General features: G+C 55.3%; 13 protein-coding genes. 5 read left to right on the forward strand and 8 right to left on the reverse strand.

The window, feature by feature from the left end:
- Positions 1–190: 190 nt before the first annotated feature.
- Positions 191–1,759, reverse strand: coding sequence for a multicopper oxidase CueO (gene cueO, locus ACTJJA_RS09905; RefSeq protein WP_440667745.1), 1,569 nt, complete (start codon positions 1,757–1,759; stop codon positions 191–193).
- A gap of 145 nt (positions 1,760–1,904) precedes the next feature.
- On the opposite strand from cueO, the gene ACTJJA_RS09910 reads away from it, so the two are divergent.
- From ACTJJA_RS09910 to speD, 3 genes are all read left to right on the forward strand, one after another.
- Entirely contained in the window at positions 1,905–2,252 is a 348-nt protein-coding gene (locus tag ACTJJA_RS09910; protein WP_010426912.1) for a YacC family pilotin-like protein, read from the forward strand.
- Positions 2,253–2,354: 102 nt separating this feature from the next.
- On the forward strand, positions 2,355–3,224 hold the full coding sequence (gene speE / locus ACTJJA_RS09915) for a polyamine aminopropyltransferase (RefSeq protein ID WP_010426914.1): 870 nt from the start codon (positions 2,355–2,357) through the stop codon (positions 3,222–3,224).
- Positions 3,225–4,019 (forward strand): adenosylmethionine decarboxylase, encoded by a 795-nt coding sequence (speD, locus tag ACTJJA_RS09920; protein WP_440667746.1) that lies wholly within the window; start codon positions 3,225–3,227, stop codon positions 4,017–4,019.
- A 31-nt stretch (positions 4,020–4,050) separates the two neighbouring features.
- Here the strand turns inward: speD and yacL are convergent, their stop codons facing one another.
- Positions 4,051–4,413, reverse strand: a complete 363-nt coding sequence (yacL, locus tag ACTJJA_RS09925) for a protein YacL (protein WP_010426919.1) — start codon at positions 4,411–4,413, stop codon at positions 4,051–4,053.
- A gap of 190 nt (positions 4,414–4,603) precedes the next feature.
- Positions 4,604–7,201 carry a bifunctional aconitate hydratase 2/2-methylisocitrate dehydratase gene (gene acnB / locus ACTJJA_RS09930; RefSeq protein WP_440667749.1) on the reverse strand — a complete coding sequence of 866 codons (2,598 nt, stop codon included), beginning with the start codon at positions 7,199–7,201 and terminating at the stop codon, positions 4,604–4,606.
- 891 nt (positions 7,202–8,092) lie between these two features.
- Between acnB and ACTJJA_RS09935 the strand changes: the two genes are divergently transcribed.
- Together ACTJJA_RS09935 and ACTJJA_RS09940 are read left to right on the forward strand one after the other, a co-directional pair.
- Entirely contained in the window at positions 8,093–9,631 is a 1,539-nt protein-coding gene (locus ACTJJA_RS09935) for a DUF3300 domain-containing protein (protein WP_440667751.1), read from the forward strand.
- Between the two features lie 10 nt (positions 9,632–9,641).
- Positions 9,642–10,433 carry a DUF2950 family protein gene (locus ACTJJA_RS09940; protein WP_440667753.1) on the forward strand — a complete coding sequence of 264 codons (792 nt, stop codon included), beginning with the start codon at positions 9,642–9,644 and terminating at the stop codon, positions 10,431–10,433.
- A 44-nt stretch (positions 10,434–10,477) separates the two neighbouring features.
- On the opposite strand, the gene traT is transcribed toward ACTJJA_RS09940, so the two are convergent.
- The 5 genes from traT to pdhR form a co-directional block, all read right to left on the reverse strand.
- Positions 10,478–11,209 carry a conjugal transfer complement resistance protein TraT gene (gene traT, locus ACTJJA_RS09945; RefSeq protein ID WP_089599168.1) on the reverse strand — a complete coding sequence of 244 codons (732 nt, stop codon included), beginning with the start codon at positions 11,207–11,209 and terminating at the stop codon, positions 10,478–10,480.
- Positions 11,210–11,405: 196 nt separating this feature from the next.
- Positions 11,406–12,830: a dihydrolipoyl dehydrogenase gene (gene lpdA / locus ACTJJA_RS09950; protein ID WP_042718239.1), complete on the reverse strand. Its 1,425-nt coding sequence runs from the start codon at positions 12,828–12,830 to the stop codon at positions 11,406–11,408.
- A 175-nt stretch (positions 12,831–13,005) separates the two neighbouring features.
- On the reverse strand, positions 13,006–14,889 hold the full coding sequence (gene aceF, locus ACTJJA_RS09955; protein ID WP_440667755.1) for a pyruvate dehydrogenase complex dihydrolipoyllysine-residue acetyltransferase: 1,884 nt from the start codon (positions 14,887–14,889) through the stop codon (positions 13,006–13,008).
- Positions 14,890–14,903: 14 nt separating this feature from the next.
- Positions 14,904–17,567 carry a pyruvate dehydrogenase (acetyl-transferring), homodimeric type gene (gene aceE, locus ACTJJA_RS09960; protein WP_059310644.1) on the reverse strand — a complete coding sequence of 888 codons (2,664 nt, stop codon included), beginning with the start codon at positions 17,565–17,567 and terminating at the stop codon, positions 14,904–14,906.
- Positions 17,568–17,690: 123 nt separating this feature from the next.
- The gene (pdhR, locus tag ACTJJA_RS09965; RefSeq protein WP_006173806.1) at positions 17,691–18,455 is read right to left on the reverse strand and encodes a pyruvate dehydrogenase complex transcriptional repressor PdhR; all 765 of its coding nucleotides are present in this window, start codon (positions 18,453–18,455) and stop codon (positions 17,691–17,693) included.
- Between the last annotated feature and the right edge of the window lie 34 nt (positions 18,456–18,489).

Genomic DNA, 18,489 nt, shown 5'->3' on the forward strand with positions numbered 1-18,489 from the left:
ATCTCTCGCATCCCAGGGCATAAGCGACTCCATAAACGGGTTCTTATGCCTTAGTTGTAAGTGTCTACCATGTCCCCGAACAAGTGTTCACTATGTCCCCGGACCGTACATGGGAGAGGGTCAGGGTGAGGGCATCAGGCCGCACCTGCGAAATGTAGGCCGGGTAAGGCGAAGCCGCCACCCGGCTTTTTTATACGGTAAAACCAAGCATCATCCCCGTATCCTCATGCTCCAGCAGATGGCAGTGCGCCATATAGGCAAACGCCTTCGGCGCATCGTGGTCAAACTTCACCAGCACCTCGCTGACGCCACCTTCCACCCTCACCGTATCTTTCCAGCCCGCGCGGTGTGCATCCGGCGCTTTGCCGTTTTCTGAGAGAATGCGGAACTGGGTGCCGTGGATGTGGAACGGATGCAGCATCATGTCCCCTTCGCCCGAAATCACCCAGCGCTCAAACTGCCCCTTTGTCGCAGCGAACATCGGCGTGTTCATGTCGAACGCTTTGCCGTTGATCATATTGGCGTTGTGGAAATCAAAGCCGTGGTCGCCGTGATTCATGTTCCCCATGCCGCCCATTTTGCCGTGGTCCATATTCATATGGCCCATCATCTGCCCGTGGTGCATCCCCGCCATTGCCTGATCGCCATATTTCGCCATCAGCGCCTGCATGCCCATCATGTCGAGCATCGGGTTCATGGAGAGCTGCAGCTTGCGCTGCGTAAGCCCGTCAAGCGACGGGAGCGCTGGCAGGGTGGTTAACGTATCCGGCAACGTGCCGGAAGCGGTCACCAGTAAAGGCTGAATACGCAGCACCGGATGCGGCTTATCAAATGGCGCAACCGCCATCCCCATCTGGCTGACTGGCAGGGTTACGAGGTCAAACGCCTTGCCGTCGCTGATGTCCACCAGCACCTCGAAGCGCTCGCCCATCAGCATCGGCAACGCGTTCACTTTTACCGGCTCCGGCAGGAGTCCACCGTCGCTTGCCACCACGTACAGCGGGCGCTTATCGCTGGCGGCGAAGTTCAGCGAACGGGCGTTACAGCCATTAAGCAGACGTAAACGCAGCCAGCCTTTCGGCGCGGCATGCTGAGGGTAGATCGCGCCGTTGGTCAGCAGCGTGTCGCCAAACCAGCCCACCGCCGCACTCATCACGTCCAGCTGGTAGTCGATTTGCCCGTCAGCGTTGAATTTCTTGTCCTGCACAATCACCGGAACGTCGTCGATGCCCCACTGTTTCGGCAGGCGCATCAGGCGGCTTTCATCGTCTTCAATCAGCACCAGCCCCGCCAGCCCCATCGCCACCTGATGGCCCGTTTTGCCGTGCTGATGCGGGTGGAACCAGCAGGTCGCCGCACGTTGGTCAGGGGTAAAGGTCACGCTGCGTTTACCACCCGCCTTGATAACGCCCTGCGGTCCCCCGTCCACTTCGCCCGGCACTTCCAGCCCGTGCCAGTGCAGCGTGGTCTCTTCCGACAGCGTGTTGTGGATATCAACGGTGACGGTTTTTCCTTTGCGTAACTGGAGCGCCGGGCCGAGGAGATTTCCGTTATAGCCCCAGGTTGCGGCGGTATTCGCACCAAAGGTCGTTTTGCCTGATTGCACCACAAGCTGGATACGACTGCGGGCATCAGCAGTCAGCAATTCAGGAATGGGTAAGGCGGGTCTGTCAGCCGCGAAAACGGCGCGACTCCAGAGTGGTAATGCGCTGGCAGCCCCCAGCGCAGCGGAATATTTTAAAAAATCACGACGTTGCATGTTCATTTCCTTATTTCCAGCCGGCGATCTTTTGAGCATAAACCCTCCCCTTACCGGAAGGTCAAGTAAAGCGGCAATAATAAAGGTCGTCGGCCTGGCATCAAGTATGCTAACGTTAATTTTCCGTGATGCAGTGGTAGAAGCAATGAAGACGTTTTTCAGAACAATTTTGTTCAGTGGCCTGATGGCGATGTGTGCGAACAGTTACGCGCTGAGTGAAAACGAAGCAGAAGATATGGCCGATCTAACGGCAGTGTTTGTGTTTCTGAAAAACGATTGTGGTTACCAGAATTTACCCAACGGGCAGATTCGTCGCGCACTGGTCTTTTTTGCCCAGCAGAACCAATGGGATCTCAGCAACTACGACAGCTTCGACATGAAGGCGCTCGGTGAAGACAGCTACCGCGATTTGAGCGGTATCGGTATTCCCACTGCTAAAAAATGCAAAGCGCTGGCTCGTGATTCACTCAGCCTGCTCGCCTACGTGAAGTAACCTTCCCGACGCCCCTTGTTGACTCGTTAACCGCTTCACGGCGGTGATGTGTTGCGCCCCTTCTGCTGATTGTCAGGATGTAAACGATGGAGAGGACAGCCCATGACCGAGAAAACGGTATGGCAAGAAACGCTGCACGATCAGTTTGGTCAGTACTTTGCCGTTGATAACGTGCTTTATCACGAGAAGACCGATCATCAGGATCTGATCATCTTCGAGAACGCCGCCTTTGGCCGCGTCATGGCGCTGGACGGCGTGGTCCAAACTACCGAGCGCGATGAGTTTATTTATCACGAGATGATGACCCACGTTCCGCTGCTGGCCCACGGCCACGCAAAGCACGTTCTGATTATTGGCGGCGGCGACGGCGCGATGCTGCGTGAAGTGTCCCGACATCAGTCCGTCGAAACCATCACGATGGTGGAAATCGACGCGGGTGTGGTTTCGTTCTGCCGTCAGTACCTGCCCAACCATAATGCCGGCAGCTACGACGATCCGCGCTTTAATCTGGTTATCGATGACGGCGTCAATTTTGTTAACCAGACCACGCAAACGTTTGATGTAATTATCTCTGACTGCACCGACCCGATCGGTCCGGGCGCGTCGCTGTTTACCTCCTCGTTCTACGAAGGCTGCAAGCGCTGCCTGAATCCCGGCGGGATCTTCGTCGCGCAAAACGGCGTCTGCTTCCTGCAGCAGGATGAAGCCCTCGACAGCCACCGCAAGCTGAGCACCTACTTCAGCGACGTCAGCTTCTACCAGGCCGCGATCCCGACCTATTACGGCGGGATCATGACCTTTGCGTGGGCGACCGACAACGAGGTGCTGCGTCATCTCTCTACCGAAATCATTCAGGCGCGCTTCCACCAGGCGGGTCTTAAATGTCGCTATTACAACCCAGCCGTCCATACCGCGGCGTTTGCCTTGCCACAATATCTGCAAGACGCACTGTCCTCTAAGGGGGTGAGCTAATTGAAAAAGCTGAAACTGCATGGCTTTAACAACCTGACCAAAAGCCTGAGTTTTTGTATTTACGATATCTGCTACGTCAAAACTGCAGAAGAACGCGATGGCTACATCGCCTATATCGATGAACTCTACAACGCTAACCGCCTGACGGAGATCCTGTCAGAAACCTGCTCAATCATTGGCGCCAACATTCTGAACATCGCGCGTCAGGATTATGAACCTCAGGGCGCGAGCGTCACCATTCTGGTGAGCGAAGAGCCGGTAGACCCGAAGCTTATCGACAAAACCGAGCATCCGGGCCCGCTGCCGGAAGTGGTCGTCGCGCATCTCGATAAGAGCCACATCTGCGTACACACCTACCCGGAAAGCCACCCTGAAGGCGGGCTATGCACCTTCCGCGCGGACATAGAAGTGTCGACCTGCGGCGTGATCTCGCCGCTAAACGCGCTGAACTATTTAATCCACCAGCTGGAATCGGACATCGTCACGATTGATTATCGCGTGCGTGGTTTTACCCGTGATATCAACGGTATGAAGCACTTCATCGACCATGAGATCAACTCTATTCAGAACTTTATGTCTGAAGACATGAAATCGCTGTACGACATGATGGACGTGAACGTGTATCAGGAGAACATCTTCCATACCAAGATGTTACTTAAGGAGTTCGACCTTAAGCACTACATGTTCCATACCAAACCGGAAGATTTGAGCGAACAAGAGCGTAAGGCGATTACTGACCTGCTCTGGAAAGAGATGCGCGAGATCTACTACGGCCGCAATATTCCGGCCGTGTAAGAGTAAGCCGGAGCAGGGATGCTCCGGTCTGTTATTTCTGTTTCATAAAGTCGCGGTACGCATTTACCACCTGAAGGAAATCCTCTACGCCGCACATCGACAGGCTCTCTTCGTCGTAGTAGCTCATCCCCTCTTCCATCTCGTCACCTGAAAACTCAAGTTGGTTGGCGCGCACCATCACCTCTTCGCCATCCATCCACAGGGTGTATTCATGCCCGGCGCGCTGCCAGGAGCGCTCACTGCCTTTTACCGTCTTCGCCGCCTCTTCCACTTCATCAAGAAGTGCGAGATTCTCCTTCACCTCTTCGTTAAACCAGTGTCCTACGGCTTCGTGGCCCATCGACATACGCACTTTCACCACTCCGGTGATGTCGCGCAGAAATTCGTAATCCATAGTGTTTTCCTCTGCAAAGCCATTAGGGTAATTATCGCAGCAGCGGGGAAGAAAAAAAGCGTGAGAGGTGGGAGGAATGAAAATAAAAAGGTGAGAGCAAGACCCTGCGGCCTGATGCCCTCACCCCGTCCCTCTCCCACGGGAGAGGGTGCAAACACTAAAAACCGTCTCGTGGAGACGGTTTTGCTGTTTATACTGCCGTCTGGAAGATAACCCCGTCAGCCTTCTCGGTGTACTGAGAGAGCTGGTCGAAGTTCAGATAGCGATAGGTATCCACCGCTGTCTTATCCACCTGAGCCACAAAGGTCTGGTACTCTTCCGGCGTTGGCAGTTTGCCAATCAGCGCCGCAACCGCCGCCAGCTCCGCAGAGGCCAGGAAGACGTTCGCACCGGTACCTAAACGGTTCGGGAAGTTACGGGTAGAGGTGGATACCACCGTCGCACCGTCAGCCACGCGCGCCTGGTTACCCATACAGAGGGAACAGCCAGGGATTTCAATACGCGCACCACTCTTACCAAACACGCTGTAGTAGCCCTCTTCGGTCAGCTGCGCCGCGTCCATACGGGTTGGCGGTGCCACCCACAGACGGGTCGGCAGCTGGCCTTTATGGGTATCCAGCAGCTTACCGGCAGCGCGGAAGTGACCGATGTTGGTCATGCAGGAACCGATGAACACTTCGTCGATTTTCTCGCCCTGAACTTCAGAGAGCGGACGCGCATCGTCCGGATCGTTCGGTGCACAGAGGATCGGCTCTTTAATATCTGCCAGATCGATGTCGATCACCGCCGCGTACTCTGCGTCAGCATCGGCTTCCAGCAGCTGCGGATCCGCCAGCCATTTTTCCATGCCCTGAATACGACGCTCCAGCGTACGACGGTCGCCGTAGCCTTCCGCAATCATCCACTTCAGCAGCACGATGTTGGAGGTCAGGTACTCTTCGATTGGCGCCTGGTTCAGCTTGATGGTACAGCCTGCAGCAGAGCGCTCGGCGGAGGCATCGGTCAGCTCGAACGCCTGTTCCACTTTCAGATCTGGCAGACCTTCAATTTCCAGAATGCGGCCAGAGAAGATGTTTTTCTTCCCTTTCTTCTCAACGGTCAGCAGGCCCTGTTTAATCGCATACAGCGGGATCGCGTGAACCAGGTCGCGCAGGGTGATACCCGGCTGCATTTTACCTTTGAAGCGCACCAGCACCGATTCCGGCATATCCAGCGGCATCACGCCGGTCGCAGCAGCAAACGCCACCAGACCAGAGCCCGCCGGGAAGGAGATACCGATTGGGAAACGGGTGTGAGAGTCACCGCCAGTACCCACGGTATCCGGCAGCAGCATGCGGTTCAGCCAGGAGTGGATGACGCCGTCACCCGGACGCAGAGAGACGCCGCCGCGGTTCATGATGAAGTCTGGCAGCGTGTGGTGCGTGGTTACGTCGACCGGCTTCGGATACGCCGCGGTGTGGCAGAAGGACTGCATCACCAAGTCAGACGAGAAGCCCAGGCACGCCAGGTCTTTCAGTTCGTCACGGGTCATTGGACCGGTGGTGTCCTGAGAGCCCACGGAGGTCATCTTAGGCTCGCAGTACGCGCCCGGACGAACACCCGCTACGCCGCACGCACGGCCCACCATTTTCTGCGCAAGAGAGTAACCACGGCTGCTCTCCGCCACATCTTTCGCCTGACGGAACACGTCACTGTGCGGCAGACCCAGCGCTTCACGCGCTTTGGTGGTCAGGCCACGACCGATAATCAGCGGGATACGACCACCGGCACGCACTTCGTCGATCAGCACGTCGGTTTTCAGCTCGAAGCTTGCCAGCAGTTCGTTGGTTTCGTGGTTGCGCACTTCGCCCTTGAACGGGTAAACGTCAATCACATCGCCCATGTTCAGGTTGGACACATCCACTTCAATCGGCAGCGCGCCCGCATCTTCCATGGTGTTGAAGAAGATCGGCGCAATTTTGCCACCGAGGCACAGGCCACCGCCGCGCTTGTTAGGCACGTGAGGGATATCGTCGCCCATGAACCACAGCACGGAGTTGGTTGCGGATTTACGGGAAGAGCCGGTACCCACAACGTCACCCACGTAAGCCAGCGGGAAACCTTTCTCCTGCAGGGCTTCGATCTGTTTGATCGGGCCGACGCTGCCCGGCTGATCCGGCTCAATGCCTTCACGAGCGTTTTTCAGCATCGCCAGGGCGTGCTGAGGGATATCCGGGCGAGACCACGCGTCCGGTGCCGGAGAGAGGTCATCGGTGTTGGTTTCACCGGTCACTTTAAAGACGGTAACGGTGATTTTTTCAGCCAGTGCTGGACGGTTCAGGAACCATTCGGCATCCGCCCAGGACTGCATCACCTGCTTCGCATAGACGTTGCCCGCTTTGGCTTTTTCTTCTACATCGTAGAAGTTATCGAACATCAGCAGCGTGGAAGAGAGCGCTTTAGCGGCAATCGGTGCCAGCTTGTCGTTATCCAGCGCGTCAATCAGCGGATGAATGTTGTAACCACCCTGCATGGTGCCGAGCAGTTCAATGGCTTTTTCAGGAGTAACCAGTGGGGAGGTGGCTTCGCCTTTGGCGATAGCAGCAAGGAATCCGGCTTTTACGTAGGCAGCTTCATCTACGCCAGGCGGTACGCGGTTGATCAACAGATCTAACAGGAATTCTTCTTCGCCCTTAGGCGGGTTCTTCAGCAGCTCGACGAGCGCGGCCATTTGGGTTGCATCTAAAGGTTTGGGTACAATTCCCTCGGCGGCACGTTCTGCTACGTGCTTACGGTATTCTTCTAGCACGACGGTTCTCCTCGCTCTCATTGTCATATGCGGCGGGCGTTCTCTTCACGCTCCTGTGAGACAGCAGTTTGTAGGGTAAATGCCCGATACCGCGTCGGGCAGCATAGCAGGATTTCTGCACAGTGTTAATCCGTTTACAAAAAAGCAACATTAAAAAATTTGCTGAATCGTTAAGCATGGTGTAGCGGGGAGACGGGACGAATTTTGGGTACAAAAAAACCGCCTGGTGGCGGTTTATTTGTTGCCTTGCGGTGGTAGCACACCGTGTTGGCAGATTTGCGGCAACCCCAACGAAATGAATTTTGCATCACGCCCCGCGGGCTTGCAAGCCATTATGTCAATTTTGCGTAGCGCCTTCCTGTTTCAAATGAAAATTCGTTTCACTTCATTTTTCGCCTTCAGAATGACGACTGAGTCGATTACTCTTTTTCTCGGCCTGCTTCGCTGGTGTAGCAACCAGTCACCGGGCCCGGGAGCAGTTCCGTAACCTACGCGGCAATCCCAACTTGCCTGGTTCTGCCTTTCCCGGTGGAGAATGAACCCGCGTAGCCTGTACAGGAACGCACGCAATGGAGATGCGAATTACTGCGCTGATCGTTGTAATCGGTTTACTGCTTACCGCGCTGCACGGTGGCTGGAACATATCCGACATCACAGTGCTGTTTGTCGTCAACCTCGGCAACTAGCTGCTGGCCGCTCGCAAGAGCGGCCTTCTGAATTCCCGGCGCCTTTTCCCGCATCGCATATAATTGTGTAATAAATGCACACACTCTTTATCCGGACGCTTCGGTGGTTTCCCAAGAAAAGTCAAAACTGTCAAACACGGGTGAATAATACTCGCGGCAACAAGAACGCCTCACGGCACAGCGCTTGTCTCGTTGGAGTCATTTTATGAAGTTGCCCTTTAAGCCACACCAGCTTGTCCTTCTCTGCAGTGCCGGGCTGTTTGCCGCCTCAGGCGTTATGTTTGTCAAAAGCCGGGCAACGGAGTCGGTCGTCCCTGCTCCTGTCACGCAACAACCGGTGGCACCCGCCGCAGCCCAGCCCGCCCCTGTCGTTGCACCCACGTACACGGCCGCGCAGATCGATCAGTGGGTTGCCCCAGTTGCGCTCTACCCGGATGCCCTGCTGTCGCAAATTTTAATGGCCTCGACCTACCCGTCAAACGTTATCCAGGCGGCACAGTGGTCAAAAGATAATCCCAAAATGCAGGGCGATGCCGCCATTCAGGCCGTTGCTGGTCAGCCGTGGGATCCGAGCGTAAAGTCGCTGGTGGCGTTTCCGCAGTTGATGTCGCTGATGGGTGAAAATCCGCCCTGGGTCCAAAATCTGGGCGATGCCTTCCTCGCCCAACCGAAAGACGTAATGGATTCCGTTCAACGCCTGCGCTTGCTGGCGCAACAAACCGGTGCATTGCAATCAACGCCACAGCAAACGGTCACGACCGTGACGAAACCTGCCCCTGCAAAAACCACCACCAGCGAGTCAACAAACACCACCACCACAAGCCCGACGGTGATCAAAATTGAATCCGCCGATCCGCAGGTGGTTTACGTTCCGACCTATAACCCCAATACGGTTTACGGTACCTGGCCAAACGCGGCCTACCCGCCCACCTATTTACCGCCCTCACCCGGGGAGCAATTTACCGACAGCCTGGTCAAGGGTCTCGGCTTCAGTCTGGGGGTGGCGACAACCTATGCCATCTTCAGCAACATCGACTGGGATGACGACGATGACTGGGACCACCACCATCACGATGATGACTGGGATAATCATGGCGGCTATAACCGCAACGGCGATAACAACATTAATATCAACGTTGATAACTTCAATAAAATCAGTGGGCAGCGTCTGACGGACGCCAACCGCACCTGGCAGCACAACCCGGCCTATCGGGAGGGCGTGCCGTACCCGACCAACCAGCTCAATACCCGTTTCCACTCCACGAACGCGGCGACAGGGCTCAGTGCGACGCAGCAAAAACCGGTCAATCGGGACAGCCAGCGTCAGGCCGCATTGAGCCAAATGGAAAAATCGACAGGAAAAACGTTCCCTCAGGCAACGCGCCCGGCACAGCGTCAGGCTTCCAGCCAACAGCTGAAGCAGATTTCACAGCGCAATAACTACCGCGGCTACGACACCAAACCGCAAATCGCGAAGCGAACTGAGAACAACCGTACGGCCACACAACGACAGGAAAAACGGGTTTCGCAACCCTCACAGCAGCGCACGGCCCAGCAGAGAAATGTTCAGCAGCGAACCAGCCAGCATCGCGCTAATGCGCTGAGCGGCAACGATAGCCGCTCCGCCAACTGGCAAGCCCAGCAGCGTCGGGGCGAGCAGAGCAGACAAGTCGCTGCCCGCCATCAGCAGCCCCGTCAGGCCTCAGCCGGACGCGCAGAACACCGTGAATTCCGTCACCGTTAAGGGAGCCGACATGAAAAGTAAACTACTCTGTGGAATGGCGTTATTCATGCTTTCGGCCACCGCGATGGCACAGCAATCGTTCAGCACGCCAGGCCAGGCAACCGACGCGCTGGTGAGCGCCATCAGTAAGCATGATGAACGTGCAATGAGCGTTCTGCTTGGGGAGAACTGGCGCGACTTCCTGCCGCCTGAAGGGGTCGACCCGGATGCCGTTGATCGTTTTCTGAGAGACTGGAAAGTTCGCCATGATACCGCCATCGAGGGCGATGTGGCGCATCTGGTTGTTGGAGAGAGCGACTGGCAGTTGCCGATCCCGGTGATGAAAACCGCTACCGGCTGGCAATTTGACATTAAAGCAGGCGCCGAAGCGATCCTCTCGCGCGAGATTGGGCGTAACGAACTCGGTGTCATCGAGGCGCTGCATGCCTATGTCGATGCTCAGCAGAGCTATTTTGCGTTGAACCAGAAGTATGCGCAGAAAATTGTCAGTTCTGAGGAGAAAAAGGACGGTCTGTACTGGCCCGTCTCGCCAGGCGAAGCGCCAAGCCCGCTGGGTCCGGCGTTCAGTCCGAAAGAGCCAGGAGCAGGCTATCACGGCTATCGTTTCCGCATTTTGCCGGATAATAACGGTTTCGCAATGATCGCCTGGCCAGTCACTTACGGTCAGACGGGGGTGATGAGCTTCACCATCAATCAGGACGACAAGGTGTACCAGAGCGATCTCGGCAGTGATTCCGCGAAGAAAGCAAATGCCCTGACCGCATACCCTCTGGATAAGACCTGGCAACCCGTCGCCCCGTAATGCAGGCAGGCCGGGTAAGGCGACGTCGCCACCCGGCTGTTTTCCTACAGAATATTCGCGACCGATTTCGCCAGCTGCGCTTCCAGAACCGGCTTCGCCTCTTCGAACTTCAGGTTCACCTTGTTGGCGTTAGACACCACGCGGGTCTGATACTTCGCACGATCGCCCTGCTCGGTGCTGGTCTGCAGTTTCACGCCAGAGGTACCCTGACGCAGGGCAGCGATATTATCGGTTGTGACTTTTGCTTTGCTGCGCTCAGAGATCTGCAGGTCAGTCACCATGGTGTAGTTTACATCTTCCACCATGGCGTCTGCCGCCATGCCGATCAGACCCGCCGCCAGACCCACGCCCAGCGCTGCACCGGAAGAGTTGCTGTTATAAGCGGTGATCCCGGCACCCAGTGCAGCGCCCACAGCCGCACCTTCATACCCGGTTTTCAGGTAGCCCTGAGCTTCACGCAGGTCCATTTTGTCGGCTTTCAGGACGTTTGCCTGCACCCAGTAATATGCGCCGTCAGGGGAGCTGGTCACTTTATAGCCCTTGGCAATCAAGTCGTTCGCCAGCAGGGTCTGCAGGTTGCTCATGTCTTTATCGGAGGTGTTTTTAACCTGAATGTAGACCGTTTTCTCGTTGGATGGCTCAAGCCAGACGGTTTCACTCATCTGGGTTTTCACTTCCAGGTTGCGTTTCTTCACCGCCGTCGTTACCGCACCGCACCCTGTCAGCGTCAGCGCTGCCGCCACTAAGCCAATTACCGCCACTTTCTTCAAAGACATGTATTTTCCTTTTTTCGTGTAATAAAAGAGTCCAGAACCCCTAAACCGCGTGGCCAGTAGCCACACAATGGTGAAAAAAGTATCGGCAGATGAAGGGAAATTTTTAGCGGAAATATCAACAGGATGACTACTAAATCCGGTAGTGCCAGGCAAAAAAAAACGCCTCCGAAGAGGCGTTTATCAAGCGCAGAGAAACTTATTTCTTCTTCGCTTTCGCGTTTGGCAGGTCGGTGATGCTACCTTCGAACACTTCTGCCGCCAGGCCCACAGACTCGTGCAGAGTCGGGTGAGCGTGGATGGTCAGCGCGATGTCTTCCGCGTCACAGCCCATTTCAATAGCCAGACCGATTTCACCCAGCAGCTCGCCGCCGTTGGTACCGACAATCGCACCACCGATCACGCGGTGAGTCTCTTTGTCGAAGATCAGTTTGGTCACGCCATCTGCGCAATCGGAAGCGATAGCACGGCCAGAAGCAGCCCACGGGAAGGTGGCGGTTTCGTAGCTGATGCCTTTCTCTTTCGCTTCTTTCTCGGTCAGACCCACCCAGGCAACTTCTGGCTCGGTGTACGCGATAGATGGGATCACTTTCGGATCGAAGTAGTGTTTCATGCCAGCGATAACTTCAGCGGCAACGTGACCTTCGTGAACACCTTTGTGCGCCAGCATTGGCTGACCGACGATGTCGCCGATAGCAAAGATGTGCGGCACGTTGGTGCGCAGCTGCTTATCAACGCGGATAAAGCCACGGTCGTCCACTTCCACGCCAGCTGCGCCAGCATTGAGGTTTTTACCATTCGGCACGCGGCCGATAGCCACCAGCACGGCGTCGTAACGCTGCGCTTCTGCAGGGGCTTTTTTGCCTTCCATGGAAACGTAAATACCGTCTTCTTTCGCTTCAACGGCAGTCACTTTGGTTTCCAGCATCAGGTTGAATTTCTTGCTGATACGTTTGGTGAAGACTTTAACGATGTCTTTGTCGGCTGCCGGGATAACCTGGTCGAACATTTCAACCACGTCGATCTCTGAACCCAGCGCATGGTACACGGTACCCATTTCCAGACCGATGATACCGCCGCCCATAACCAGCAGACGCTTAGGAACGGTTTTCAGCTCCAGGGCATCGGTGGAATCCCACACGCGTGGATCTTCATGCGGAATGAATGGCAGTTCGATTGGGCGAGAGCCTGCCGCGATGATCGCGTTGTCGAAGTTGATCACGGTTTTACCGTTTTCGCCTTCCACTTCCAGGGTGTTCGCACCGGTGAATTTACCCAGACCGTTTACCACTTTCACTTTACGGCCTTTGGCCATACCCGCCAGACCGCCGGTCAGCTGAGTGATAACTTTCTCTTTCCAGGTACGAATTTTGTCGATATCGGTTTTCGGCTCGCCGAAGACGATACCGTGTTCAGCCAGCGCTTTGGCTTCTTCGATAACTTTCGCTACGTGCAGCAGCGCTTTAGAAGGGATACAGCCGACGTTCAGACAAACACCGCCGAGGGTGCTGTAACGTTCTACGATGACGGTTTCCAGACCTAAATCCGCGGCGCGGAATGCTGCGGAGTAACCTGCCGGGCCTGCCCCAAGTACTACGACCTGAGTTTTGATTTCTGTGCTCATCATGACCTCTTAATTTATACCCGTCGTCCACCGGGTCGTTCTATCCGCCCGCAGTTTACAAAATTGTTAACAATTTTGAAACAACAAACGGCTCACGAATTGTCGCTTTCGCCAATAACCTCACAAACACCATGAGATTATCAGAAAAAAGCCGGCCGACTGGCCGGCTTTTCGATTACATCACCAGGCGGCGAATGTCGCTCAGGGTGTTGTTGATGATGGTGATGAAGCGCGCACCATCAGCACCGTCGATCACGCGGTGGTCGAAGGACAGAGAGATTGGCATCATCAGACGCGGCACGAACTCTTTGCCATTCCACACTGGCTCCATCGCGGACTTGGACACACCGAGGATAGCCACTTCCGGCGCGTTCACAATCGGCGCGAAGTGGGTGGTACCCAGGCCGCCGATGCTGGAGATAGTGAAGCAGCCGCCCTGCATTTCGCCGGCAGTCAGCTTACCATCACGCGCTTTTTTGGAGATGGTGGTCAGTTCACGGGACAGCTCGGTAATGCTCTTCTTGTTCACGTCTTTAAAGACCGGAACAACCAGACCATTTGGCGTATCAACCGCAACACCGATGTTGATGTATTTCTTCAGCGTCAGCTTCTGACCGTCTTCGGACAGGGAGCTGTTGAAGCGAGGCATCTGCTCAAGGGCAGCGGCAACGGCTTTCATGATGAAGACCACTGGGGTGAATTTCACGTCCAGCTTGCGCTTCTCAGCTTCGGCGTTCTGCTGTTTACGGAACGCTTCCAGATCGGTGATATCGGTCTTATCGAAGTGCGTAACGTGCGGGATCATCACCCAGTTACGGCTCAGGTTAGCACCAGATATTTTCTGGATACGGCCCAGCTCCACTTCTTCGATTTCGCCGAACTTGCTGAAGTCCACTTTTGGCCATGGCAGCATGCCCGGGATACCGCCACCGGCGGCTGCAGCAGGTGCAGCTTCGGCGCGTTTCACCGCGTCTTTCACGTAGGTCTGAACGTCTTCGCGCAGGATACGACCCTTACGGCCGGTCCCTTTCACTTTCGCCAGGTTCACACCGAATTCGCGCGCCAGGCGACGAATCAGCGGGGTAGCGTGGACGTAAGCGTCGTTTTCAGCGAACTCAGATTTGCCTTCCGCTTTTGCAGCAGGAGCCGCAGCAGGTTTAGACGCCTGAGCCGGTGCAGCAGCAGGTGCCGGAGCTGCGGCAGGCGCAGCGCCTTCCACTTCGAAGACCATGATCAGAGAGCCGGTAGACACTTTGTCGCCGGTGCTGATTTTGATCTCTTTAACGGTACCCGCGAACGGCGCAGGGACTTCCATAGAAGCCTTGTCGCCTTCAACGGTGATCAGTGACTGTTCAGCGGCAACTTTGTCGCCCACTTTCACCATCACTTCGGTTACTTCAACTTCGTCACCGCCGATGTCCGGTACGTTAACGTCTTTCGCGCCGCCAGCAGCTGCTGGTGCAGCAGCCGGAGCCGGAGCAGCGGCCTGTGCTGGCGCGGCAGCAGGTGCAGCACCCGCCACTTCGAAGATCATGATAAGCGACCCGGTAGACACTTTGTCGCCGGTGTTGATCTTGATCTCTTTAACGGTACCGGCGAACGGCGCTGGCACTTCCATAGAGGCTTTGTCACCTTCTACGGTGATCAGTGACTGCTCAGCGGCAACGGTGTCGCCCACTTTCACCAGGATTTCAGTGACTTCAACTTCGTCACCGCCGATGTCAGGCACGTTCACTTCTTTCGCGCTTGCGGCAGCGGCTGGAGCAGCGGCGGCCGGAGCGGCTTCTTTCTTCTCTTCCTGCGCAGGTGCAGCTGCTGCTGCACCGTCGGCGGAATCGAAAATCATGATCAGTTTGCCAGTCTCGGTTTTATCGCCAACAGAGACTTTGATCTCTTTAACGATGCCAGCCTGAGGAGACGGGACTTCCATAGAGGCTTTGTCGCCTTCTACGGTGATCAGCGACTGTTCAGCTTCAACTTTGTCGCCTACTTTGACCAGGATCTCGGTGATTTCAACTTCATCAGCCCCGATGTCCGGTACATTGATTTCGATAGCCATTATTCTTTTACCTCTTACGCCAGACGCGGGTTAACTTTTTCTGCATCGATGTTGAATTTGGTGATTGCGTCCGCAACCACTTTCTTATCGATTTCGCCACGTTTAGCCAGTTCGCCCAGTGCTGCTACAACCACGTAAGAAGCATCAACTTCGAAGTGGTGACGCAGGTTTTCGCGGCTGTCAGAACGACCGAAGCCGTCAGTACCCAGAACGCGATAATCATCAGCTGGAACGTAAGTACGAACCTGCTCTGCGAACAGTTTCATATAGTCAGTAGACGCCACCGCTGGTGCATCGTTCATCACCTGAGCGATGTACGGAACGCGTGGAGTTTCCATTGGGTGCAGCATGTTCCAGCGCTCACAATCCTGGCCATCACGCGCCAGCTCAGTGAAGGAGGTCACAGAGTACACGTCGGAGCCCACACCGTAGTCTTTCGCCAGGATCTGAGCCGCTTCACGGACGTGACGCAGGATAGAACCGGAGCCCAGCAGCTGAACTTTACCTTTGCTACCTTCGAGGGTTTCGAGTTTGTAGATACCTTTACGGATACCTTCCTCGGCACCTGCTGGCATTGCCGGCATGTGGTAGTTTTCGTTCAGGGTGGTGATGTAGTAGTAAATGTTCTCTTGCGCTTCACCGTACATGCGCTGCAGACCGTCATGCATGATGACTGCCACTTCGTACGCGTAAGACGGGTCGTAAGAGATACAGTTAGGGATAGTCAGAGACTGAATGTGGCTGTGGCCATCTTCGTGCTGCAGACCTTCACCGTTCAGGGTCGTACGACCGGAGGTACCGCCTACCAGGAATCCGCGAGCCTGCTGGTCGCCTGCCTGCCAGCACAGGTCACCGATACGCTGGAACCCGAACATGGAGTAGTAAATGTAGAACGGGATCATCGGCAGGTTGTTGGTGCTGTAAGAGGTCGCAGCAGCCAGCCAGGATGCGCCTGCGCCCAGCTCGTTGATACCTTCCTGCAGGATCTGACCTTTCTCGTCTTCTTTGTAGTATGCAACCTGCTCACGGTCCTGCGGGGTGTACTGCTGGCCGTTCGGGCTGTAGATACCGATCTGACGGAACAGACCTTCCATACCGAAAGTACGCGCTTCGTCGGCGATGATTGGAACCAGACGATCTTTGATCGACTTGTTCTTCAGCATCACGTTCAGGGCACGAACGAAAGCGATAGTGGTAGAGATCTCTTTGTTCTGCTCTTCCAGCAGCTGAGAGAAGTCTTCCAGCGCTGGCAGTTCCAGCTTCTCGGTGAAGTTAGGCTGACGAGCTGGCAGGTAGCCTTTCAGCGCCTGACGACGTTCGTGCAGGTACTTATGCTCTTCAGACCCTTCCGGGAAGGTGATGTAAGACAGGTTTTCTACCTGCTCATCGGTCACTGGAACGTTGAAACGGTCGCGGATATAACGCACGCCGTCCATGTTCATTTTCTTAACCTGGTGAGCGATGTTTTTACCTTCTGCGGTATCACCCATGCCGTAACCTTTGATGGTGTGGGCCAGGATTACGGTCGCTTTACCTTTGGTTTCCTGCGCTTTTTTCAGTGCAGCGTAGACTTTCTTCGGATCGTGACCACCGCGGTTCAGGGCCCAGATCTGCTCATCAGTCCAGTCTGCAACCAGTGCTGCGGTTTCAGGGTATTTGCCGAAGAAGTGCTCACGAACGTAGGCACCGTCTTTGGATTTGAAGGTCTGATAGTCACCGTCAACGGTTTCGTTCATCAGCTGGATCAGTTTACCGCTGGTGTCTTTACGCAGCAGCTCATCCCAACGACCGCCCCACATGACTTTAATCACGTTCCAGCCAGCACCTGCGAAGATGCCTTCCAGTTCGTTGATGATCTTGCCGTTACCGGTTACCGGACCATCCAGACGCTGCAGGTTACAGTTGATGATGAAGCACAGGTTGTCCAGCTTCTCACGGGTCGCGATGGTGATCGCACCTTTAGATTCTGGCTCATCCATTTCGCCGTCGCCCAGGAAGGCGTAAACGGTCTGCTCGGAGGTGTCTTTCAGACCACGGTGTTCCAGGTATTTCAGGAATTTAGCCTGATAGATCGCACCGATTGGACCCAGACCCATAGATACGGTCGGGAACTGCCAGAATTCAGGCATCAGTTTAGGGTGCGGGTAAGAAGACAGACCTTTACCGTGAACTTCCTGACGGAAGTTGTTCATCTGCTCTTCAGTCAGACGACCTTCCAGGAATGCACGTGCATAGATGCCCGGAGAGATGTGGCCCTGGAAGTACACCAGATCGCCGCCGTCTTTCTCGTTAGCTGCACGGAAGAAGTGGTTGAAGCACACTTCGTAAACGGTAGCAGAAGACTGGAAGGACGCCATGTGTCCACCCAGTTCCAGGTCTTTCTTGGATGCGCGCAGAACGGTCATGATGGCGTTCCAGCGGATTGCAGAACGGATACGACGTTCCAGATCCAGATTGCCCGGGTATTCCGGTTCGTCTTCGACGGCAATCGTGTTTACGTAGTTGCTAGCCCCTGCACCTGAAGCAACCTTCACACCGCCTTTGCGGGCTTCAGAAAGCAGCTGATCAATCAGATACTGAGCGCGCTCAACACCTTCTTCACGGATGACCGATTCGATCGCCTGTAGCCAGTCGCGAGTTTCGATCGGATCCACGTCATTTTGGAGACGTTCTGACATGGGGGTATTCCTTATCTATCTAATACGTTGATTTGTCTGGAACCTGTCCCATTGTGCTCTTGGGCAAGAACACAATAAGACAGGTTCTGCGTTTAGTTGCCGCGCTCTAAAAGTACCTGGCGCTTAATCCTTTCGTTGCTGTATGCGGCGTAATGAACGTTCGCGACGCGATTGTTCACGGCTGCGGTCCAGCAAGATTTCCTCAATGAAAGCCAGATGGCGGTGCGACGCTTCACGCGCCTGCTCCGGTTCCCCGGCCATTATCGCCTCGAATACTCGGGTGCGATGGTTGCTTACCAGTGGGAGCATCTCCCGACGGGCATACAACAATTCAAAATTCTGACGAACGTTCTGGGCCAGCATCGGCTCCATGCAGCGTAGCAGATGGAGGAGCACCACGTTGTGGGCCGCTTCGGTGACGGCGATTTGATACTGGACAACGGCGCTGGACTCGGCGTCTAAATCGCCGGACTGCTGTGCCCGTTCAATGGCCTGATGCAGTTCGCGGATACGCACGCGATCTTCATCAGTGCTGCGAAGGGCGGCGTAATAGGCCGCAATACCTTCAAGCGCGTGACGGGTCTCAAGCAGATCAAACTGGGATTCTGGGTGGTCAGAGAGAAGTTCTACCAGCGGATCGCTGAAGCTCTGCCACAGGCTGTTTTGCACAAAGGTTCCGCCGCCCTGGCGACGAAGCAGCAAGCCCTTTGCTTCGAGACGTTGAATCGCCTCACGCAGAGAGGGACGTGAAACGTCGAACTGTTTTGCCAGCTCGCGTTCTGGCGGAAGTTTCTCACCCGGGCGCAGAGTCCCTTCGAGGATTAAAAACTCCAGCTGCTGCTCAATCACATCAGATAGTTTTGGTTGGCGAATTTTGCTGTAGGCCATATTCCCTGTCTTACGCCTTTTTGCCCGGAGTCAA

This window comes from Enterobacter sp. 22452 (assembly GCF_052045065.1).
In the GTDB taxonomy this organism is placed as follows: domain Bacteria; phylum Pseudomonadota; class Gammaproteobacteria; order Enterobacterales; family Enterobacteriaceae; genus Enterobacter; species Enterobacter mori.